Source organism: Altererythrobacter sp. MTPC7, assembly GCF_042851395.1.
GTDB lineage: Bacteria > Pseudomonadota > Alphaproteobacteria > Sphingomonadales > Sphingomonadaceae > CAJXSN01.
This window is the reverse complement of record NZ_BTGS01000009.1, coordinates 26,284-47,500: the sequence shown is the minus strand read 5'-3', so window position 1 is coordinate 47,500 and position 21,217 is coordinate 26,284. Positions and strand designations below refer to the sequence as shown.

The 21,217-nt window shown below is 65.9% G+C and carries 19 protein-coding genes; 10 read left to right on the top strand and 9 right to left on the bottom strand.

Translation table 11 applies throughout. The features are described from left to right. Positions 1-2 precede the first annotated feature (2 nt). Positions 3-989, top strand: coding sequence for a glycosyltransferase family 4 protein (locus ACGHJ7_RS09515; RefSeq protein WP_390476716.1), 987 nt, complete (start codon positions 3-5; stop codon positions 987-989). Positions 990-993: 4 nt separating this feature from the next. On the opposite strand, the gene ACGHJ7_RS09510 is transcribed toward ACGHJ7_RS09515, so the two are convergent. From ACGHJ7_RS09510 to ACGHJ7_RS09500, 3 genes are all read right to left on the bottom strand, one after another. Beyond that, the gene (locus ACGHJ7_RS09510; RefSeq protein WP_390476713.1) at positions 994-1,824 is read right to left on the bottom strand and encodes an O-antigen ligase family protein; all 831 of its coding nucleotides are present in this window, start codon (positions 1,822-1,824) and stop codon (positions 994-996) included. A gap of 285 nt (positions 1,825-2,109) precedes the next feature. Further along, on the bottom strand, positions 2,110-3,558 hold the full coding sequence (locus ACGHJ7_RS09505) for a GumC family protein (protein ID WP_390476710.1): 1,449 nt from the start codon (positions 3,556-3,558) through the stop codon (positions 2,110-2,112). After that, the gene (locus ACGHJ7_RS09500) at positions 3,558-4,805 is read right to left on the bottom strand and encodes a polysaccharide biosynthesis/export family protein (protein WP_390476709.1); all 1,248 of its coding nucleotides are present in this window, start codon (positions 4,803-4,805) and stop codon (positions 3,558-3,560) included. The genes ACGHJ7_RS09505 and ACGHJ7_RS09500 overlap by 1 nt, the downstream gene beginning before the upstream one ends. Before the next feature lie 251 nt (positions 4,806-5,056). Between ACGHJ7_RS09500 and ACGHJ7_RS09495 the strand changes: the two genes are divergently transcribed. Both ACGHJ7_RS09495 and ACGHJ7_RS09490 read left to right on the top strand, forming a co-directional pair. After that, complete coding sequence (locus ACGHJ7_RS09495; RefSeq protein WP_390476707.1) at positions 5,057-5,608, top strand: heme NO-binding domain-containing protein; 552 nt, start codon at positions 5,057-5,059, stop codon at positions 5,606-5,608. Then, the gene (locus tag ACGHJ7_RS09490; RefSeq protein WP_390476705.1) at positions 5,605-7,041 is read left to right on the top strand and encodes a sigma-54-dependent transcriptional regulator; all 1,437 of its coding nucleotides are present in this window, start codon (positions 5,605-5,607) and stop codon (positions 7,039-7,041) included. The genes ACGHJ7_RS09495 and ACGHJ7_RS09490 overlap by 4 nt, the downstream gene beginning before the upstream one ends. A 21-nt stretch (positions 7,042-7,062) precedes the next feature. On the opposite strand, the gene ACGHJ7_RS09485 is transcribed toward ACGHJ7_RS09490, so the two are convergent. Continuing rightward, positions 7,063-8,328: an acetyl-CoA C-acetyltransferase gene (locus ACGHJ7_RS09485; RefSeq protein ID WP_390476703.1), complete on the bottom strand. Its 1,266-nt coding sequence runs from the start codon at positions 8,326-8,328 to the stop codon at positions 7,063-7,065. A 95-nt stretch (positions 8,329-8,423) separates the two neighbouring features. Between ACGHJ7_RS09485 and ACGHJ7_RS09480 the strand changes: the two genes are divergently transcribed. The 4 genes from ACGHJ7_RS09480 to ACGHJ7_RS09465 all read left to right on the top strand — a co-directional run bounded on the left by ACGHJ7_RS09480 (position 8,424) and on the right by ACGHJ7_RS09465 (position 13,183). Beyond that, positions 8,424-9,197: a crotonase/enoyl-CoA hydratase family protein gene (locus ACGHJ7_RS09480; RefSeq protein WP_390476701.1), complete on the top strand. Its 774-nt coding sequence runs from the start codon at positions 8,424-8,426 to the stop codon at positions 9,195-9,197. Between the two features lie 2 nt (positions 9,198-9,199). After that, positions 9,200-10,360, top strand: coding sequence for a CaiB/BaiF CoA transferase family protein (locus tag ACGHJ7_RS09475; protein ID WP_390476700.1), 1,161 nt, complete (start codon positions 9,200-9,202; stop codon positions 10,358-10,360). 17 nt (positions 10,361-10,377) lie between these two features. Then, entirely contained in the window at positions 10,378-11,520 is a 1,143-nt protein-coding gene (locus tag ACGHJ7_RS09470) for an acyl-CoA dehydrogenase family protein (protein WP_390476698.1), read from the top strand. A gap of 97 nt (positions 11,521-11,617) precedes the next feature. Beyond that, positions 11,618-13,183, top strand: coding sequence for a helicase HerA domain-containing protein (locus tag ACGHJ7_RS09465; protein ID WP_390476696.1), 1,566 nt, complete (start codon positions 11,618-11,620; stop codon positions 13,181-13,183). 45 nt (positions 13,184-13,228) lie between these two features. Here ACGHJ7_RS09465 and ACGHJ7_RS09460 read toward each other — a convergent pair whose 3' ends face one another. Beyond that, entirely contained in the window at positions 13,229-14,104 is an 876-nt protein-coding gene (locus ACGHJ7_RS09460; RefSeq protein ID WP_390476694.1) for an alpha/beta fold hydrolase, read from the bottom strand. A 97-nt stretch (positions 14,105-14,201) separates the two neighbouring features. Here ACGHJ7_RS09460 and ACGHJ7_RS09455 point away from each other — a divergent pair, with 97 nt between their 5' ends. Both ACGHJ7_RS09455 and ACGHJ7_RS09450 read left to right on the top strand, forming a co-directional pair. Continuing rightward, a complete protein-coding gene (locus ACGHJ7_RS09455; RefSeq protein WP_390476692.1) occupies positions 14,202-15,365 on the top strand; it encodes an acyl-CoA dehydrogenase family protein in 1,164 nt (387 codons plus the stop codon). A gap of 60 nt (positions 15,366-15,425) precedes the next feature. Then, positions 15,426-16,034 carry an exopolysaccharide biosynthesis protein gene (locus ACGHJ7_RS09450; RefSeq protein ID WP_390476690.1) on the top strand — a complete coding sequence of 203 codons (609 nt, stop codon included), beginning with the start codon at positions 15,426-15,428 and terminating at the stop codon, positions 16,032-16,034. A gap of 1 nt (position 16,035) precedes the next feature. On the opposite strand, the gene ACGHJ7_RS09445 is transcribed toward ACGHJ7_RS09450, so the two are convergent. Genes ACGHJ7_RS09445 through ACGHJ7_RS09430 form a run of 4 tightly spaced genes read right to left on the bottom strand, consistent with a single transcriptional unit; the run spans position 16,036 to position 20,441 of the window. Beyond that, positions 16,036-17,505: an efflux transporter outer membrane subunit gene (locus ACGHJ7_RS09445; protein WP_390476689.1), complete on the bottom strand. Its 1,470-nt coding sequence runs from the start codon at positions 17,503-17,505 to the stop codon at positions 16,036-16,038. Continuing rightward, a complete protein-coding gene (locus tag ACGHJ7_RS09440; protein WP_390476688.1) occupies positions 17,502-18,575 on the bottom strand; it encodes an HlyD family secretion protein in 1,074 nt (357 codons plus the stop codon). Before ACGHJ7_RS09440 ends, ACGHJ7_RS09445 begins: the two co-directional genes overlap by 4 nt. 13 nt (positions 18,576-18,588) lie before the next feature. Beyond that, the gene (locus ACGHJ7_RS09435) at positions 18,589-19,305 is read right to left on the bottom strand and encodes an ABC transporter ATP-binding protein (protein ID WP_390476686.1); all 717 of its coding nucleotides are present in this window, start codon (positions 19,303-19,305) and stop codon (positions 18,589-18,591) included. Beyond that, on the bottom strand, positions 19,305-20,441 hold the full coding sequence (locus tag ACGHJ7_RS09430; RefSeq protein ID WP_390476684.1) for an ABC transporter permease: 1,137 nt from the start codon (positions 20,439-20,441) through the stop codon (positions 19,305-19,307). The genes ACGHJ7_RS09435 and ACGHJ7_RS09430 overlap by 1 nt, the downstream gene beginning before the upstream one ends. 93 nt (positions 20,442-20,534) lie before the next feature. Between ACGHJ7_RS09430 and ACGHJ7_RS09425 the strand changes: the two genes are divergently transcribed. Continuing rightward, complete coding sequence (locus ACGHJ7_RS09425) at positions 20,535-21,173, top strand: TetR/AcrR family transcriptional regulator (protein ID WP_390476682.1); 639 nt, start codon at positions 20,535-20,537, stop codon at positions 21,171-21,173. Positions 21,174-21,217: the final 44 nt, after the last annotated feature.

Genomic DNA, 21,217 nt, shown 5'->3' with positions numbered 1-21,217 from the left:
GCATGATCCGTATCGCCCATTTGCTCGACGATTTCGCCATGGGCGGGGTGACGCGGGCGCTGGGCGTGTTCGAAGAGCCGGAGCTGTCTGCTATCGCGGACAGCTCCGTTCATGCCATGAAGCCCGGCTCGCTGGTCGCCCCGGCGCTCGATGCAGAAATTATCGTGACCCATTTTCCGCCGTCATGGCGGGGGCTGGCGTTCCATGCCGGCCTACGGGCGCGCAACAGGCACGCCCGTATCGTCCATGTGGAGCACACCTATACCGACGCGTTCGAGCGCCGGGAGGTGCGCTCGCTCCCCCGGTTCCGCGCCATGCTGCGCGCCCATGCAAGGCTGGTCGACGAAATCGTGTGCGTGTCGAACGCACAGCGCCGCTGGCTGGTGGCGGCGAGCAGGATCGGCGCAGCGAAGGCACGAACGATCTATCCCTGGAGCGGGCGTGACGCGCTGCTGGAGCTGGAGCCGCCAGCAGTGCGCGGCTCCCCCGATGTACCGCTCCGCTTCGGCGCCTATGGCCGCTTTTCCGAAGTCAAGAATTTCGCCGCGCTGATAGAGGCTGTCGGTGCGTACCCGGATAGCTGTTCCCTGCTGCTCGGCGGATCGGGTCCGCTGGAGGGGGAGCTGGCGCGCGCCGCTGCTCCCCATTCCAATGTCGCGCTGGCGGGCCAGGTAGAAGACGTTGCCGCGTTCCTCGCCCGGGTCGACGCCGTGATCGTGCCGTCCTTCTCGGAATCTTACGGTCTCGTCGCGACTGAGGCGCGGCTCGCCGCCCGGCCCATCCTCGTCGCCGATGTGGGCGGCCTGCCCGAGCAGGTGGGGCAGGGCGGCCTGTCCGCCCCCATGCACGATGCGCAGTCGATCGGTGCGGCCATCGATCGGTTCCGCGCGATGCCGCTTGCCGACATGGGCATGGCCGCAAGGGAGGAAGCCCGCGGCATTCGCGCAGGCGTCATCGCCGGATGGGTGGACCTTCTGACCGGACGCTGACGTCTCAGGCCTTTGTCTGACCGTTATCCGAAGAGGATGCGAGTGCCACCCCGATGGCGAGCCAGGCGGGCCAGCACAGATAGGCCAGCATCTCCAGGTTCTCGCCAAAGCTGTAGAGCACCATTGCCAGTACGAGGCCGAAACCGCAGCGGCCGGCGGCGCTTTCAAGGGCAGCCTTGCCCAGCACGGCTGCGGTCACCGCCAGGGGAACGGCAAGGGCGAGCGCGCCCGTCAGCCCCTTGACGAACAGCAGGCCGTACCAGCTGTGATGGCTGCCGATGGGCATGTATTCGACCAGATGCGGCCCGGCCTCGACCACGCCATGGCCGAACCACGGTGCCTCGTTCTGCCAGCGTTCGACGGCGATCCGGCCCAGCGCCGCACGCACCCGCGTGCTGTCGGCGCGGGCGCCCTGCAACTGGTCCATCACCTGAGCGGCCCATTCGATCAGGGCGCCGCCGAAGATACCGGCACACAGCATGGCGGGAACCGCTGCAAGCCAGAGCCATGGCCGCGCAGCATGGCGCATCGCCCACAGGACCGGCAGGATGGCCAGCAGTGCGACCAAAGCAAGGCGCGACTGCGACAGCAGGGCGACCAGGATCCATCCGGCAATCCCGGCGGCGCGCAGTCCCCGCTTACTTTCCTGCAAGGCGAGGATGACATTCAGCACGGCGACCATCCCGGCAGCGGGCGACCACGGCGCAAAGAACTGCCAGCGCGCCGTGCCGACGCCCGGTTCTATGGTGTAGAGCGTGGTGGCGAAATATTCCGGGCCCGAGCCGCCGATGATGCTCAGGGGCGATACCCACAGCGTCTGCGGCAGGCCCAGCATGGGCCCAGCCCTTCGCCCAGCCGATCGAGGATTTCACCGTCGCGGCCATACCCAGCGCATGGGTCGCATGTCCCATCCACAGGATGACCAGCATCGCGGCCATGCCCGCCAGCCAGAGCAGGGCGGCACCGCCGGGTGCCTGTGCGCGCTGTCCTTCGGGCCGCGCCGGCGCGGTATAGAGCGCCCACGCCGCCATCGCCGCCAGCACCCAGCCGAGTGCCGGCCCCGCAATATACAGTCCGCCGACCAGCCATAGCAGCCAGGTGGACCGTATCGTGAGCGAGATCAGGCGTTCGGCAGGAGTTTGCGGATAATCGGCTGGCGCAGCCATAACAGCAGGAACCCGGTCAGGAGGAGGAAGGTCGCGCCCGCTGCGCCGCCCAAGACGAGTAGGGGCTGCGGGGATGCCTTTGCGCGGGGCAGCGAGGGAACTTCCAGCGTCTGCACCAGCGGATAGGAGGCGTAGGGATCGGACTTGTTGGTATCGAGCCGAGCAAGGGCGGAACTGAAGACCGCTTCTGCCACGCGCAGTTCCCGGGTCAGTTCCGTCAGCTCGGCCGCGTGGCGAACCATCGTGCCTTTCTGGGCGGATTGTTCCCCGATCTGGCGGCGGATTTCGCTTAACGCTGCCTTCGATCCCGCTCCGTCGCTGTCGCGCGTCATCAGGGTCTCGAACAGGGCGGCCCGGTTTCCGGACACGGCGAGATCGGCGAACTTCATGACCGTCGCGCGGTTCAGCCCGGCCAGCGTGTTGCCGCGCCGCGCCAGTTCGCCGAGCAATTCGGACTTCTCCGCTTGCAGCTCTTCCATCCGTGCATGGGCTGGACCCAATGTCGCGCCCTGTTCGGCGTTCTCGGTGGCGATGTCGGCATACCGTTCCAGTAGGCCGGTGAAGACAGGATCGGATTGCAGGCGCAGCGCGCGATTCGCCGTGCCGGTGGAAACCCCCAGCGTCGCGGCAAGGCGGCCGGACATCGCGGCCGATTGGCGAGCGGACACGCGGGCCATCCGTTCCCGGTCCTTCAGCGTGTCGAGCGTGGAGATGCGACTGGCGAACTGGTCGAGCGAGACCAGCCCCGTGCGGCCCTGGAATGCCAGCAGCTTTTGCTGCGCCTGCGCGACCTTCGCGTCCAGCTCGGCAATGCGCGCCTGGTCCGCATCCTCGCGCGTGGCGAACTCGTCGCTGCGCAGCGCATCCAGCGCGTCGAGAAACGCGGTGCGCACCGCCTCCGTTCGCGCGCGGGCCTGTTCCGGGGTTGCGCCCGGCATCTGCACGGCGATGAGGTTGGTCTGGTCGACCAGCTTGATCGAGGGCTGGGGGAAAGCGGCAGGTTCCTCGCCCAGCGCGCGGGCGGCTTTTCCGGTCACCCTGTCGGACATCAGCAGGCGCTTGTAATTCTCCGTCGGGCTGAGCGTCGAGCTGGCGAAAGCGGAATTGGTGCTGCTGCTGGCCTGGCCGATGGATTCAAGGTTGATAGACCCGCCGACGCCGCTGCCCGGCAGGATGAGCGTCATCGTGCTGTCGTAGCGATCGGGGGCAAACGCCAGCACTGCCAGCGCCAGGCCCCAGATCGCGGCAAGCGGGAAGGCGAGGGCCGCGATATAGCGGCGATAGCGCCCGACGGAAGGCAGGCCGTCGCGCAGCCAGCGTGCGGCGCGGACCAGTCGCCGGGGCGGCGTGACTGCGCTATCCGTGGCCTCCTCCTGCGGGCCCAGGGCGGTCATCATGTTCATCAGTCGATCGCCTGCTGCAGGATGATGGCCGGCGTGATGCTGCCTGCGACATCGGACACCATGCCCAGCGCTTCGCGGAAATTGGTCCACTTGCTGTCGTAACAGGCCAGCGCGTCGCCCGGCATCAGGTAGGGATCGACGGTGTCGCGGTCCGCGCTGCGCACGAGCTGTTCGATCTTGCGCTCGATCACGACGGACTGGCCATTGGCAGGGTTGCGGCTGATCAGGATCGCGCGGCGCCCGGCCTGCATCTTCGTGCCGCCGACGCAGTTCATCGCGACCAGCCCTTGCAGCATCCGCGTGCCATAAGGCAGGCTGCCGGTCTTCTCGTTGATGGCCGCGCCTGCATTGTTGTTCGCGCTGCGGGTCAGGTTGGACATGAACACCTTGATGCCGGGCTGGGTCAGCGGACCGGGGCGTACCAGTGCCTCGTCGAAGCAGCCGGTTTCGGGCACGATGATCCGGTCGCCGGATGCCAGCACCGGGTCGTTTGCACCGTGGCCGGTCATCAGCCCGGCCATGTCGAAGATGGCATAGCGATCCCCCCGCACCAGAATGACGCCGCGCGCATCGGCATCGGGACGCAGCCCGCCTGCCGCGCGCAGTGCGGTGGAGAGCATGCGTGCGGCATTGGCATCGCCCGATGCCTCGCCTTCCTTCTGGCCGATGCGGCTTTCGGGTGTTCGCTCGCCCGGACGCACGGCCCCGCTGTTGAAGACCGCACCGGCGACATGGACGGAAACCCCGCCTGCCTCCGCCAGCCTGACGCGAACCGCATTCCTCAACGGGCGAACCAGCCCGGCAGCGACGAGGGCGGATTTCAGATCATGTGCAAACCGCTCCGGCGTTGCTCCGAGCGCATCGACAGGATCGATGGACCCGAGGGCGACCATGCCGTCCGCGCCGATGGCATAGGTGCCGCTCAGCGCGTCGGGGTCGCCCAGGATCTCGACCAGCAGTCGATCGCCCGGAGCAAGCCGGAGGGTCGCCGTTCCCAGCTCACCTGGTGCGACCCGAAGGGCACCGGGAACGGAGGGGAGGGGGGCATTGGTGCAGGAGGCCTGCGCGGATGCTGCGTCCGGCGCGGCCCACTCGCCCTGCGGATGGACGGTGCCGCCCGCGTCCTGTCCCGGCGCCCAGCGCGCCTGTGACAGGTTGGCAGGGGCCGGTCCGGCAGCGCATCCGCCCAGCGTCATGGAAGCGGCGGCAAGGCTGGCGAGCGGAGCGGTGAAGGGGGAACGGCGCATCGAACATAATCCGGTCAGGTTTCTGTGTGCCCCTCCTGTTCAAGACCCGTGCCAAACCGGCAGCCTCGTTGAAAACATTGGGATTTCGCATTTTGCCTACCCGCTGCTCGCAAAATGCAAGGGCTTATTTTTGCAAAATGAAAACATTTTCGCATTATGCGTCAGATTTGGCGGTAAAATCAGGGTTTCCATCGGGTTTACGGTGGCATGCATCTTGCATCAATAAGGCGTCGCGAATTGAAAGGACGTCCATGAAAGGTATCATCTTTGCCGAGCTCATCGGGTTTATGGAGGAGGTCGGCGGACTGGAGTTTGCCGAGACCGTCCTTGCCCGGTCGGACCTGCCGAATGACGGTGCCTTTACGCGGATCGGGACCTATCCGGCGGCCTACGCCCTGAAAATGGTCGGCACGGCCAGCGAATTGAGCGGCACGCCGGCGGAAAGTCTGTGCGATGCCTATGGCGAATGGCTGTTCGGACGCTTCGTGGTCCTCTATCCCGACATCGTGGGACGCTATCCGAGTGCTGAGTCCATGCTGGAACACGTGGGATCGCATATCCATGAAGAGGTCGTGGTGCTTTATCCCGATGCGAAACCGCCGCAGGTCAGTACCAGTTACGCAGAGGATGGCGCCCTTCAGGTGCATTACAGTTCGCACCGTCCGCTCGCCCATATCGCGCACGGCCTGATCCGCGGCTGCCTGAAGCATTACGGCGACCCGCGGCGGCCCGTATGGATCACGGATGCCGATCCCTCCAGCGCCAGCTTCAGGATCGTCGGCGAAGAAAAGGCCGCCGCATGAACGCAGCACGTATCCTGATCGTCGAGGACAGCGCATCGCTCGCCATGAGCTATGCCGCGCAATTGTCGGAAGCGGGGCACGAGGTGGAACTGGCCCAGACCGGGGCCGAGGCGGAGGCGCAGTTGACCGGCGCGCGGTTCGACGTGGTTCTGCTCGACCTGCAATTGCCCGACGCCAACGGGCTTGACCTGTTCAAGGCGCACCAGGCGCGGCTGCAGGAAACCAGCGTCATCGTGGTGACGGCCGACGGCTCGCTGGGCCGCGCGGTCGAGGCGATGCGCGTCGGGGCCTATGATTTCCTGGTGAAGCCGGTCGCAGCGGAGCGCCTGCTGACCACCGTGCGCAACGGTGCGGAACGGCACCAGCTGGCGCGGGAGGTCAAGGCCGTCCGCTCCGCCCGCACGCGCGACAGCTTCCACGGATTTATCGGCGCGTCCCCGGTTATGCAGGCAATCTACCGCGCGATCGAGAATATCGGCGATTCCAAGGCCGCCGTGTTCATCACCGGCGAAAGCGGCAGCGGCAAGGAAGTGGCGGCTGAGGCCATCCACCTGTCCGGACGCCGGGCGAAGAAACCGTTCATCGCCATCAATTGCGGTGCAATCCCGGAAAACCTTCTGGAGTCCGAGCTGTTCGGCCATGTGAAGGGCGCCTTCACCGGTGCGCTGGAGAACCGCGTCGGCGCGGCAAAGGCTGCGGACGGGGGCACGCTGTTCCTCGACGAGATTTGCGAGATGGAACTCAAATTGCAGGTCAAGCTGCTGCGGTTCCTGCAAACCGGGATGATCCAGCGGGTCGGAACGAGCACCACGGAGCCCGTGGATGTGCGTGTCATCTGCGCGACCAATCGCAATCCGGCGCTGGAAGTCGCGGAAGGGCGTTTCCGCGAAGACCTCTATTACCGGCTCAACGTCATCCCGCTGGAACTGCCGGCGCTGCGGGAGCGGGGCGACGACATCGTGCTGATCGCTCGCCGCTTCGTCGAGCGTTTCTCTCGCGAGGAGGGGCGGGAAATCGAACGCATCGCGCCCGCCAGCGAAGCGGCGCTGGCGGAGCATGGCTGGCCCGGCAATGTGCGCGAATTGCAGAATACCATTCGCCGAGCGATCGTGATGGGCGACGGGCCGGAACTGGTGGTGCATCCGGCAGCTGGAACAGCGGCGCCGCGCCCGGCGGCTCTTGCGACATCTCCCAGCCCGGACAGCCAGCAGAAACATGATGGCGCTGCGGCCCTGCCGCCGGCATCGGCAACGCTCGGCATGGCAGAGAATATGGGCGCGGATACGTCCACCACCCTCGATGCGATAGAACGCGCCGCAATCGAGGCGCGGCTGGCGGCGATGGACGGCAACATCGTTCAGGCCGCCCGCACACTCGGGGTCAGTCCGTCGACGATCTATCGCAAGATGGAGAAGTGGGAGCGCGCGGGCTGACCGCCGCGCCCCCTCACCGGATCAGACACGCTCCACGATGATGGCAGGGGCCATGCCGCCTGCTGCACACATGGTGACAAGGCCGCGCTTCTTGTCCTGGCGTTCCAGTTCGTCGACCATCGTGCCGATTAGCATGGAGCCTGTCGCGCCGATGGGATGGCCCAGCGCAATCGCGCCGCCATTCACGTTCACCTTTTCCCAGTCCAGCCCGAGATCGCGCACGAATTTCGCCGCGACCACGGCGAACGCCTCGTTGATCTCGAACAGGTCGATATCGTCCAGCGTCAAACCGGCGCGCTCCAGCACGCGTTTGGCCGCCGGGACCGGGGCGTTGAGCATCAGCGTCGGATCGTCGCCCATATTCGCGGTCGCCACGATCTTCGCGCGCGGTTTCAGGCCGTGCTTGTCGCAATACTCCTTCGATGCGATCAGCACCGCCGCCGCACCGTCGACCACGCCGGAACTGTTGCCCGCATGGTGGAAATGCTCGATCTCGAGATCCGGGTATTTCCGGTTGATCAGCTTCCGGAACGTGGTCCCTTCCTTGTCCAGCGGCACGTCCGCCAGCTTGGTAAAGGCGGGCTCCAGCGCCCCGAGCGTTTCCATCGTCGTCTGCGGCCGGGGGAACTCTTCGCGGTCGAGGATGACATTGCCCTCGTCGTCGACCACGCTCACCAGCGACTTGTCGAAGCGCCCTTCCTCGATCGCCTGCGCGGCGCGCTGCTGGCTGCGATAGCCGACCTCGTCCAGTTCCTCGCGCGTGAAGCCTTCCATGCTGGCAATCGCATCGCCGCACACGCCCTGGTGGCTTTGCGGATGCTTTGCCTGCAGGCGCTCGTTATAGCTGCCCATCATCGGCGGGGCGATGCCGGCGGCCATCTTGTCCTTCGTCATCTGGGCCGTCAGGCTCATCATCTCGGTCCCGCCTGCAACGACGCAGTCGGCCATGCCGGACATGACCTGCGCGGCCGCGAGGTTCACCGAGGTGATGCCTCCGCCGCAGAAGCGGTCCAGTGTCATGCCGCTGCTGGCAACGTCGTATCCGGCGTCGAGCGCGGCCATGCGGCCCATGTCGCCCGCCTGCTTCCCGTCCTGCGTGCTGACCGACCAGATGACGTCGTCGACCGTCTTCGTGTCGAGGCCGCTGCGCTCCGCAATCGCTTTCAGCACGGTGGCAGCCAGGTGCTGCGGATGCTCTGCGGCGAGGGCGCCCTTGCCCTGCTTCCCGATGCCGCGCGGGGTGCGGACGGCATCGACGATATAGGCGGTATGGGGCTGTGCAGGCATGGAATCGGTCCTCTCTTCTTTTGTCGGTTGACGTTTTCGTAAAGGCTGGGCAGCACCGTCACAAGAAAAGTTTCAAAAAGCCACGGAGAGAGAGAATGACCGACACCGGGACCGACGAACTGCTGGCCGAAGCGAAGGACGGCGTCTTGATCCTCACGATCAACCGCCCCGAGGCGAAAAACGCCATGACCAAGGCGTGTTCGGAAGCCATCGCCGCCCAGCTCGACCGGCTGGACGAGGATGACGATCTGCGCGTCGGCATCCTGACCGGTGCCGGGGGCACCTTCTGTTCGGGCATGGATCTGAAAGGCTTCCTGCGCGGCGAGAGCCCCAGCGTTCCCGGCCGCGGTTTCGGCGGCTTGACGGAGCAGAAGCCGGTCAAGCCGCTGATTGCCGCGGTCGAGGGCTATGCGCTGGCCGGTGGGCTGGAGCTGATGATCGCCTGCGACCTGGTGGTGGCAAGCTCGGGCGCGAAGTTCGGCATTCCCGAGGCGAAGCGCGGTCTGGCCGCGGCGGCGGGTGGCCTGATGGTCCTGCCCGATCTCATCCCGCACAAGGTTGCGATGGAACTGGCCCTGACCGGTGATTTCATCGATGCGGGCCGCGCCTACGATCTGGGCATGATCAACCGCGTGACCGATGGCTCTGCGCTGGACGGCGCGCTGGAACTGGCGAAGGCGATCACGGCCAATGGCCCCATCGCGGTGCGCGTGTCCAAGCAGATCATGGACGAATCGCGCGGCTGGCCCCTCGACAAACGATACGAGGAACAGGCCAAGCTGCTGCCGCAGGTCTTCATGTCGCAGGATGCGCAGGAAGGCAGCAAGGCCTTTGCCGAGAAGCGCGCGCCCAACTGGCAGGGCAAGTAATCGTGGCCGGGACCAGGGCGGGGCCCCTGCACGGCATCCGCATCATCGAATTCGCCGGGATCGGGCCGGGCCCGTTTTGCGGGATGATGCTGGCCGATCACGGCGCGGAAGTCATCCGCATCGACCGCGCCAGCGGCGGGCGGGGAGGCAGCCAGCCGATCACGACCAAGGACGTGCTGGCACGCGGGCGCAAGTCCATCGCACTGAACCTCAAGAGTGAAGAAGGCGTCGCACTCGCCCGCAAACTGTGCGCGAGTGCGGACGGTATCATCGAAGGCTTCCGGCCCGGGGTGATGGAACGGCTTGGCCTGGGTCCGGACGAACTGCTCTCCGACAATCCGAAGCTGGTCTACGGACGCATGACGGGCTGGGGCCAGACGGGGCCGTATGCGCCCTATGCCGGGCATGACATCAATTATATCGCCCTTGCCGGCGCGCTCGCCCATTTCGGGCGCAAGGGCGAGAAACCGACGCCGCCGATCAACATGGTCGGTGATTTCGGCGGCGGCGGAATGATGCTGGCCTTCGGTATGGTCTCCGCGCTGCTGGGCGTGGCCCGCGGCGGGTCCGGGCAGGTGATCGATGCGGCCATGACAGACGGTACGGCGGTGCTGATGAGCATGATGCACGGCATGAAGAACACCGGCACCTGGCGCGAGGAGCTGGGCGTCAACCTGCTCGATACCGGTGCGCATTTCTACGATACCTACGAGACGGCGGACGGCAAGTTCGTCTCCATCGGCAGCATCGAGCCGCAATTCTATGCCGAATTGCGCAAGGTTGCAGGGCTGGAAGAGGACGGCGATTTCGACGCGCAGATGAACCCTGCCGCGTGGGACGGGCTGAAAGACAAGCTGGCTGCCCTGTTCAGGACGAAGACCCGCGACGAATGGGACGCCCTGATGGAGCATACCGATATCTGCTACGCACCGGTGCTGACCATGAGCGAGGCCGCACGGCATCCGCACAACACCGCGCGCGAGACCTTCATCGAGATCGGCGGCGATACCCAGCCCGCGCCTGCACCCCGCTATTCGGGAACGCCTACGGCAAGGCCTGCCCCGGCCCCGATGCCGGGCGACCAGACCGATGCCATACTGGCCGATCTGGGACTGGATGAAAGCGAGAGGGAAGCCCTGCGCGAAGCAGGCACCGTGAACTGAGAGGAGGCCAGACGGCCATGTTGCAAACAGCGACACGCACCGCATACACCGACGACCACGAGGCCTTCCGCGATACGGTTCGCAAGGTCCTGGCCGAACACATGGAACCGTTCCTCGACGATCACGAGCGAGAGGGCATCGTCGGGCGCGAGGCGTGGAAGGCGCTGGGCGAGGCAGGCATGCTGTGCCCTACCGTGGCCGAGGAACATGGCGGCCTGGGGCTCGATTTCGGTTTCAACTGCGTGGTTGCGGAAGAACTCGCCTATCTCGGCTCGTCCGCCGGCTTCACTTTGCAGAACGACATCACCGTCAATTATTTCGAGCGCCTGGGCACGCCGGAGCAGAAGGCGAAATATCTGCCCGGCATGATCTCCGGCGACATCATTTCCGCCATCGCCATGACGGAACCGGGCGCGGGCAGCGACTTGCAGGGCATCAGCACTACCGCGAAGGCGGACGGGGACGACCTGGTCATCAACGGGTCCAAGACCTACATCACCAATGGCCAGAACGCCGATGTCGTAATCGTCGTGGCCAAAACCGATCCCGCCGCAGGGGCGAAGGGCACTTCGCTGGTGCTGGTCGATGCGGGGACCGAAGGTTTCGAGCGCGGGCGCAATCTCGACAAGATCGGCCAGCATGCGGCCGACACGTCCGAGCTGTTCTTCAACGATGTCCGCGTGCTGAAGACCAATATCCTGGGCGGGGAGAACCGTGGCTTCATCCACCTGATGGAGGAATTGCCGCAGGAGCGCCTGTCGATCGCGGTCGGCGCGCAGGCCGGGGCCCAGCGCGCTTTCGACGAGGCGGTGAAGTTTACCAAGGAACGCAAGGCATTCGGCAAGACCGTGTTCGAATTCCAGAACACCCGCTTCACGCTGGCCGACCTGAAGGCGAAACTGCAGGTCGGCTGGGCCCATCTCGACTGGGCCATTGCCCGCCATTTGCGCGGCGAACTGACCACGGGCGAGGCGAGCGCTGCCAAGCTGTGGCACACGGAAATGCAATGGGACTGCGTCGACACCGCGCTGCAGCTTCATGGCGGCGCCGGCTACATGAACGAATACGTCATCGCCCGCCTGTGGCGTGATGCCCGCGTCCAGCGCATCTATGGCGGGACCAGCGAGATCATGAAGGAAGTCGTCAGCCGAGAGGTTTGAGCGCGGGCGCGGATTGCCTGCTTCCGCTCCGGCTGAAACGCTGGAAAACTTGGCGGATCATCTTTGCGCTCAGCCGTCAGATGCCTACGCCGAGAGAGTGAGCGCGCAGATCATCATCGGGCAGGATTCGGCCGACCGGGACATTGCCATCGATCTCGAGGAGTTGCTGGCCACGCGCTTGCTGGTCCAAGGCAATTCGGGGTCGGGCAAGTCGCACCTTCTTCGCCGCCTGCTGGAGGAATGCGCCGGGCAGGTGCAGCAGGTGGTCATCGACCCGGAGGGTGATTTCGTCACGCTTGCGGATCTGTTCGACCATGTCGTCATAGACGGGGCGGCCCATTCTCCCCGCGAGATCGAGGCACTGGCGCAGCGCGTCCGGCAGCACCGGGCCTCCGTGGTCCTCGCGCTCGACGAACTGGAGGTCGAACAGCAGATCCGCTGCGCGGCCCTGTTCCTTTCAGCGATGTTCGATGCTCCGCGAGAGCACTGGTATCCCGCGCTCGTCGTCGTCGACGAGGCTCAGATGTTCGCTCCGGCCGCGGCGGGGGAGATGTCGGACGATACGCGGCGCCTGACATTGTCGGCCATGACCAATCTCATGTGCCGCGGGCGCAAACGCGGACTTGCCGGGATCGTTGCGACCCAGCGACTGGCGAAACTGGCCAAGAACGTCGCGGCGGAGGCGTCCAATTTCCTCATGGGCCGAACCTTTCTGGACATCGACATGCAGCGGGCAGCCGACCTGCTCGGCATGGATCGTCGGCAGGCCGATCGCATACGGGACCTGCAGCGCGGCCAGTTCCTCGGCCTCGGTCCGGCCATCAGCCGCCGCCCGGTCGCCGTGAATGTCGACCCGGTCCGCACACGCGGCAAGAACGCGAGCCAGGGCCTGATGCCGCTGCCGGATACGCCGTCCGAAGACATGGAGGCGCTGCTTACGGACAAGCTGGAAGACGCGGTGACCGTACGGAGCGCGCCGCCCGTGACGGCCTCACCCATACAGGCTATCGACCTCGACAAGGCGTTGCAGGCCGCGCCGCCATTGGCCCCGATGCGCTTGGCGGATCCTGCCGACCCGGAAACACGGGAGGATGATTGCGGCGCAGGGCAAGACCTTACCGGGGAAGCCGCTACCGGCGAGACGAACGCGTCCGTGCCCGCCGTGGAAGCCGAAGCCGGACCGGTCGGGCCTGTTACCGATATAGCAGGGGTAATCCGCGAACTGGCGGCAGGCGAGGGTGCGACCTTCCGGCCCGTCACCTCGCTCTTCCGCGATTTCGCCGTCCGGTCCCGGCAATACGGTGTGCCGAGTGCGCATGTCGACATGGCCCGGTTCCGGCGATTGTTCGCCTGCCAGGTCGGCGGCCTGGACAGGCTGCAGGGGGCTGCCCGCGATGCCGCCGAACAGATCATCGAAAATGTCGACGACGATGTTCTGGCGCCCTTCCTCGCCATGGTCGTGGCCACGGCCCTGGGCGAGGATATGCCCGACGAAGACGATCTGGCGCTGCTTTATGGCAGTTCCTCGCCAAGCCGGGTTCGCCGCCTGCTGGACCATCTCGAGCGCAGCGGGCTGATTACCGTCCGGGAAGAATTCGGCGGAGAGCGGACGATCATCGTGCCCGGTGTTCACGACCTGATAAAATCGCGCGAACCGGCCTGAAGGCAGGCTACCGAGACATCGCCTTGCGGGGGCATCGATTGAGCCTCACTCGATGAATTGTCGTACCTCTTCAACGAAGTCGTCGAACCGGTCGTGATGGACCCAGTGGCCGGCGCGGTCATAGGCGCTAACCTGCACGTTCTCGCCGAAATGCCCGATGCGGCCGTCCTTCTCCGGATTGCTGGCCCAGCTGTCATTGCCATAGACCATCAGCGTGGGGCAGGTGACGCGCGCCCATAATTCCTCCACCTGCTCGCTCGTCAGGTCGTCCGGCGGCCAGGCGTGCAGGTGGGGATCGAATTTCCAGCTCCACGTACCGTCCTCATTGCGGATGGCGCCGTGGCGGGTCAGGTGCTCCGCTTGCGCGCGGCTGAGGTAGCTGTTGGCCTCGTGCATTCGGTCGAGCGCGTCCTCGAACGTGTCGTATTTGCGGATGGAGCGCGCGCTGGCCTCGCGCTTTTTCTCCATCCACTCCGTTCGCCGCTCGAACCACGGGGTCTGGTCCATTTCGGCCTGCACCTTGGGGCTGGGGCCCAGCCCCTCGATCGCGACCAGCTTGCGCACCTTTTCCGGGAACAGGCCGGTAAAGCGGATAGCTACGTTGCCGCCCAGCGAGTGGGCTACGATGGTGACCGGCGCCAGTTCAAGCTGGTGGACCAGCTGCGCGAGGTCGTAGACGTAGCTGCCAACGTGATAGACACCGGTATTGGTCCATTCGCTGTCGCCATGACCGCGCAGGTCGGGGCAGATGACATGCCAGTCCCGCCGCAGCTTCTCCGCCGTCCAGTCCCAGCTGCGGCAATGGTCGCGCCCGCCATGCAGCAGGATCAGCGGGGGCGCATCGGGATTGCCCCAGTCGGCATAGTGCAGCCGGGTGCGCTGGCTGATGAAGCTCTGCGAAGTGGGGCCGATCAACTCCATGAATCCGTCCTGTCGTCTATGGTCTTCGGAACGCGTTGCAGTCCGCTACCGATTATGTACGGTGGATGGCAATAAAACAAAACGAGAGGAATGCCCCATGCCCACCGTTAATGTGCCGCAGCCCGAATTCATGGATGACGAGGAGATCGCGATCTTCGCCGATGCCGTGGGCAAGTTCTACCAGGACAAGGCGCCCGAAAAGCGCGTGCTGAAATGGCGCGAGGACGGGCAGGTCGAACGTGAATTCTGGAACGAGGCGGGCGAGGCCGGGCTCCTCGGCGTATCCGTGCCGGAGGAGTATGGCGGCCATGGCGGCGATTTCCGTCACGAGATGGTGGTCATCGACCAGCAGGCGAAGCACGGCGTGGAAGGCTTCGCCGCCAGCCTGCACAACACCGTGATCCTGCCGTATCTGGTGCGGCACGGGACGGAGGAGCAGAAGAAGAAATACCTGCCCAAGCTGGTGACGGGCGAACTGGTCAGCGCCATCGCCATGACCGAACCGGGTGTGGGCAGCGACCTGCAGGGCATCACGACGACGGCCCTGAAGGACGGCAACGGCTACCGCATCAACGGGGCGAAGACCTATATCTCCAACGGCCAGACCGCCGATTTCATCATCGTGGTCGCCAAGACCGATCCGAAGGAACGGGCCAAGGGCATTTCGCTGATGCTGCTCGAGACGGAGGGCGCGGAAGGCTTCCAGCGGGGCAAGAAGCTGGACAAGGTCGGGATGGATGCCGCCGACACCTCAGAACTGTTCTTCGACGACGTCTTCGTGCCGAGCGACGCGGTGCTCGGCGGCGAAGAGGGCAAGGGCTTCTACCAGCTGATGGGCGAACTGCCGCAGGAACGCCTGATCATCGCCATGGGCGCTATGACCGGTATCGAGAAGGCGCTGGAAGTGACCATGGAATTCGTCAAGGAGCGCAAGGCGTTCGGGCAGACGATCTGGGATTTCCAGAACACGCAGTTCGTGCTGGCCGAACTCAATGCCAGGGCCACGGCGGCACGGGTGTTCGTCAATCACTGCATCGCGCAGCACCTGGAAGGCAAGCTGGACGTGCCCACGGCCTGCATGGCGAAACTGATGGTGACGGAACTTCAGGGCGAAGTGGTCGACAAGTGCCTGCAGTTCCACGGCGGGGGGGGCTTCATCAACGACTACCCCATCGCCCGCATGTACCGCGATTGCCGCATCACCCGCATTTTCGGCGGGTCGAACGAGGTTATGAAGATGGTGATCGCCCGCTCCATGTAGGCCGCCTTCGGGATATTCTGCGCTCCCCTGTCGTTGAAGGGCGAACAGGGGAGATGCAGGATGAGCGAGAGCACGGAACCCGAAAACCTCGAAGACGTCGTTGGCGGGCTCGAAAGCCTGGGCGAGGAAAACGGCGAAGTCTCGCTGGGCGATGCGCTGGACGCGTTCGGCCATCGCAGCTTCTCGCCCCTGCTGATCGTGCTGCCGCTGGTCGAGATCAGCCCGCTCGGCGGCATACCGGGCTTCCCCACCGTGCTCGCCACGATCATCGCGCTGATTGCCCTGCAATTGCTGGTCGGGCGCGACCACGTTTGGCTGCCGGACGTGATCGAAAACCGCAAGGTCGACGGGCGCAAGCTGGCCAAGGGAATGCACAAGCTCGACAAGGCCGCCGCCTGGATCGACAATCACATCGGGGATCGGCTCGACTGGATGCTGAAAGGGGTCTGGCCCAGAATCGCGGCCCACGTCATCCTGCTGCTGTGCCTGTCGGTTCCGCCGCTGGAATTCCTGCCCTTCGCCAGCAGCGTGCCGATGATTGCCGTGGCCTGCATCGGGCTCGCATTGCTGGTGCGGGACGGGCTGCTGCTGCTGGGCGCGATGGTGCTGGGCGGCGGCTCGATGATTTTCGCGCTCAATACGCTGCTGTCGGGCAGCGGTTCGGGCTGAGTTAGGGCGTGTCCGGGCGGTAACCGTCGCCGCCAAGCGCCTGCCACAGCAATATGCGCGCCCTGAGTGCCCGGCCCCGTGCCGCCGCCCTGCGTTCGCCGCTCGCATCTGCGGCGCGGCGCGCTTCCAGCACTTCGAGGAAGTTCGACAGGCCCGCATTGAAGCGCGTTTCGGCCAGGCTTGCTGCGCGCTGGGCGCTTGATGCCTCGCGCGTGGCGGCGGCCAGTTCGCGGTCGGCGGCCGCGACCAGCCCATAGGCGGTTTCCGCATCGCCCAGCGCGGTGAACACGGCCCGGCGATAGGATTGGAAGGCCAGTTTCTTGTCCGCCTCGGCCGCGTCGATGTCGGCCTCTATCCGCCCGAAATCGAGCAGCGGTGCGAGGAGCCCGGCACTCGCGCTGCCGACGATGGCGTCCTCGCTGAACAGGTCGCCCAGGTCGAAGGCCAGCAGGCCCAGTGCGGCGGACAGGGTGAATTGCGGGAAACGCGCAGCGGAGGCGGCATAAAGCTCCGCATCGCTGGCTTCCAGCTGGGCGGCGGCCGCCAGCACGTCGGGCCGGTTTGCCAGAAGCGAGGCGGGCAGCGTGGCCGGCGCAGGCGGCTCGCTGGGTGCGGGGGCTGGCACGGCAAGGCGGTCCAGCACCGTCTGCGCGGGTTCGGCGGTCAGTGTGACCAGCCGCCCGGCAATCCGCGCCCGTTCGCTCGCCAGAGCGGCGATGCGGCCGCGGCTCGCCTCGGCAGCGCTTTCGGCGCGGACCCGGTCGAAGCCCGGGGCGATGCCTGCCCGTTCCCGCGATCCGGCAAGCGAGACGAGGCGCTCTGCCGAAGCGAGGTCGCTTTCGAGTTCGACCTGCCTCGCGGCAAGCGTGCGCCAGTCAATGATGGCACCTGCGATTTCGGACAGCAAGGCCAGGCGAACGCCCTGCGCCTCGGCGCTCGCAGCCCCGAGACGGGCCGCCGCCGCCCGCTCGCGCGCGGCCAGCCGTCCGAACAGGTCGGGATCCCAGCTGGCGAGAAGGTTCGCACCGTAGCTGACGCGCTCCGTGTCGAAGGCGATCCCGTCTGGCAGGTCGCCGCCGAATTGGGCGGGATTGGTACGCGTCGCGGTAATCGCGGCATCCGCGTCGAGGCGGGGCAAGCGGTTTGCCCCTGCGCGGCGTCCAGATGCGCGTGCGGCCTCGATCCGTGCAGCCGCTTCGCCGAGTGTCGGCGCGCCGGCCAGGGCCATGGCTGATAGCTGCTCGAATGCCGGATCGGCGGAAGGTAGCAGGGCTGCGACATCCGCCTGCGTCCCGGTGTCCGGCGCGAAGGCGAAACGGTCCGGGATGGACGGGGGAGGCGTGGAAATCTCTACCGCCGGACCTGCGGCGCAGGCGGCCAGTGCAAGCGACGAGGCCAGAGTGAGGCCTATCTTCGCGCCCTGGATGCGTGGCCCATTGTGTGCGGGCGTGGGTTTGCTTGGGCGAATCACGAAGCACCACCTGCCTGCGTCTCCGGCCCGTCCTGCCGCGAAGGCGCGCCCGTGCTGCGCGCAGGAATGAAGGCATCGACCTGTTGCCCTACGCGAAAATCGCCGCGCGCATCGGCGGGGAGCGCGTAAATCACCTGCAGCACCCGCACATCGACCCGCTCTGCCGCGGTGTTCGTCAGCTGGCGTTTGGGTACCACCTGCGGTTCGGCGCGCACGAAGCTGGCCTTCGCCTGGTTTCGCGCTGCGCCGCGCGGCGACACGGTCGCGGGTTCGCCCATGGCAACGCGGGAGGCCTGCTCTTCGTCGATGTCGATGCGGATATGCAGCGGACGGGTCTCGCCCATCGTGATGAACGGTTCTGCATTGCCGCCGCCCTGGTTGGAGAGAAATTCGCCCGGGCGGATATTCACCGAGAGTATTTCCCCGGCAATCGGCGCACGGACCACGGCGCGCCCCAGTTCGGTCCTCGTACTGGCGGCTTGGGCCTGCGCGCTCTGGAGACGGGCCTGCGCGGCAGCGAGGCGAGCCTGGGCAAGCTGTCGCCGTTCGCGCGCCGCGCTTGCCTCTCCCTCTGCGCGGATGACTTCGGCCCGGCTGACGGCGGCAGGATCGTCGACATTGCGATAGAGCGCAAGTTGGCGTCCGGCCGTGTCCTCTGCTGCACGCGCCTCTTCGATCGCCGCCCGCGCCTCGCCTATGGCGGCGCTGGCTTCGCCGATGGCCGCCTGCGTTTCCTCTGCCCTGGCGCGCAGCGCGCGGGTATCGACGGTGAACAGCGGCTGCCCCTTGTCGACGAATTGGCCGGGCTGCACCCGCAGGTCGGTGACAAGCCCGGCAAGCGCGGTGCCCACTTCGATGAGCTCGCTCGAAGGTTCGACGATACCGGCACCTGCGACGCGCGGCGCGTCTGCCAGCTCGCCATCCGCGCTGGGCGGTTCGCGTTCCGGTTCGCTCAGTTCGCGGTCCGGCAGGCCGCCTGCGATGTAGATGGCCGCCACCACCAGCCCGATGACCGCAATCAGGGGCAGTCCCATGCGGGAGAAGCTGAAATTGTCGAGATTGAGTGCCATGGTCGTCAGGTCCCTAGTGGCCGTCCGGCATTTCGGTGCCGTCATGGGTAATGCAGCCATCCTCGAGCACGAGGATACGGTCGGCGAGGTCGAATATGCGGTTGTCGTGGGTCACGATGATGCAGGCGCGGTCCTCTGCCACGGCGACGTCCCGCAGCAGGTCCATCACCCGCCTGCCGGAACTGGCGTCGAGCGCTGCGGTCGGCTCGTCGCACACAACCAGCCGCGGCTTGTGGACCAGGGCCCGGGCGATGGCGACGCGCTGCTGCTGCCCGCCCGATAGCTGGCTCGGCAGCTTGTCGGCCTGTTCGCCGATATTGAGCTTTTCAAGGATCGCGCGCGCCTTCTCCCGCGCTTCCAGCCGGTCCATTCCCTGCGCGATCAGCGGGACGGCGGCGTTGCTGGCAGCATCGATGGACGGGATCAGATTGTACTGCTGGAAGATGAAACCGATATTCTCAAGGCGGAAATTCACCAGGTCCGTATCGTCCAGCGCGTAGATGTCGGTGCCGAACACCTCCACCTCGCCTTGCGTCGGGTAGAGAATGCCGCACATGATCGAAATCAGCGTGGTCTTGCCCGACCCGCTCTCGCCAACGAGGAAAGTCATCTCGCCGGACCGGATTTCGGTATCGATACCGTGCAGCACGGTGATGGTCTGCTGGCCGGACTTGAAGTCGCGCGTCACACCGGTGGTGCGGATGGCGGAAGATAGGGATGTCTCGGCCATCAGCGGAACACCGATGCCGGTTCGGTGCGGAACACGCTGCGCAGGGCCAGGACCCCCGTTATGGCGAGGATCAGGATGACCGCGACGAGGCTGACGAGCGGGATCTGCCACGGGATGTAGAACCCCTTGAAGAACGGACTGCCACTGAAGCCCCACAGGAACGCCACCGTCCCCAGCACGCCAAGGCCGTATCCGATCAGCCCGACCAGCGCCGCCTGCACCGTCACCATGCGCAATATGCGGCCATTGGTGACACCGATCGCCTTCAGCGCGCCGAATTGCTTGATGTTGTCGCGGATGAACAGGCTGAAGGTCAGCCCGACGATTGCCACCCCGACCACGAAACCCAGCACCACGGTGATGCCGAAATTGGTCGGAATGCCGGTATTCTCAATGATGAAATCCACCCCGGCCTGCGCGAATTCGTCGCGCGTCTCGGCCTTGAGGCCCGTCTGGCTCTCGATCCGGTCGGCGACCTCCTCTGCGGTCAGCCCGTCGGCCACCCCGGCCAGCACGAAGCTCATCCGGTTGCGCGTGCCCGGTACGTAATTCAGCGCCTGGCTGTATTTGGTGTAGAGCGTGACCTGGCTGGTGAAGCTGGGCGTGGCATCGGCGATCGCGCGTACCACGGCGCGCTGGTCGTTGAGCTCCAGCCGCTCCCCGATCGGGTCTCTTCCTTCGCCGAACATGTTGACCGCGCCGACATCGTCGATGATCACGCTGTCGGGCTGGGACAGAACGTCGATGCTGCCTTCCGCCATGCGTTTCGGCAGGCCGATCAGGGTGGCATCGTCGACCCCGATGATCGCCACCCCTTCCAGATCGCCGTCCCGCGTGCGGACGGATGCGGAGGAGCGCAGATGCGGCACGGCCCAGTCGACGCCCGGCACCCCGCGCACGGCGTCGAGCGCGGTTGGCGGCAACGCATAGGCGACATCGGTCGTCCGGCTGACGGGGTCCATCACCCAGACCTCTGCCTCGCCGACATTATAGGCGCCGCTCGCCCCGCGTTCGATCAGGTTCACGAAGATCGTCAGCTGCTGCGTGATGAGCAGGGTCGAGAACGCGATCCCGAAGACGAGGCCGTAGAATTTCTGCTTGTCGCCGGTGAGCATGCGGATGGCGATCCAGAGCATTCGGGACTCGATCCTTTCCGGCCGGCGGTTGCATCACGGGGCGCGAATGCCCATAAGTGAACGGTAGCGTTCAAATGAACGGAGTCGTTCAGTTTGTCAATCGATCCGGTAGAAAAACCCCTGCGACCCTCCAGCGAGGTCAAGCGCGACGCCATTCTGGCGGCGGCGTCGGAGTCCTTCTTCTCCGACGGTTTCGCCGCGTCGTCGATCGAGGCGATTGCAGAGGTGGCCAGTGTATCGAAGGTGACGGTGTACAACCATTTCGGCGACAAGAAGGGCCTGTTCACCGCCGCGGTCGAGCGGGAATGCGAAAAGATGCGCGGGCATTTCAGTATCGAGGCCATGCCCGGCTCGTCCCTGCGCGCGCGCCTGACAGCCATCGGGGAGGCGATGGTGGCGTTCCTCTCACGCCCCGAAATGGTCCGGTTCGACCGGCGGATTGCGGCGGAGACGGAGCATGAGCCGACCATCGGCCGGGCGTTCCTGGCCGCCGGACCCCATCGGATGAAACAGGCTTTCGCAGACCTGCTGTCGGCAATGGATGCCGCAGGCGAAGTCCGGGTCCCGGACCCGGCGCTGGCGGCAGAGCAATTTGCTTCGCTCTGCAAGGGGATGGGCGACCTCGACCGGCGGTTCGGTCTTCCTGCGGACCCAGCGCGCGACCGCCAGCGCATAGCGGGCGCGGTGGACCTGTTCTGCAAGGCTTATGCGACCGGCGATTGCGACGATTAGAATAATCGGCTTTTCCGACGCATCCCCCGCCTTCGGGCTAACTT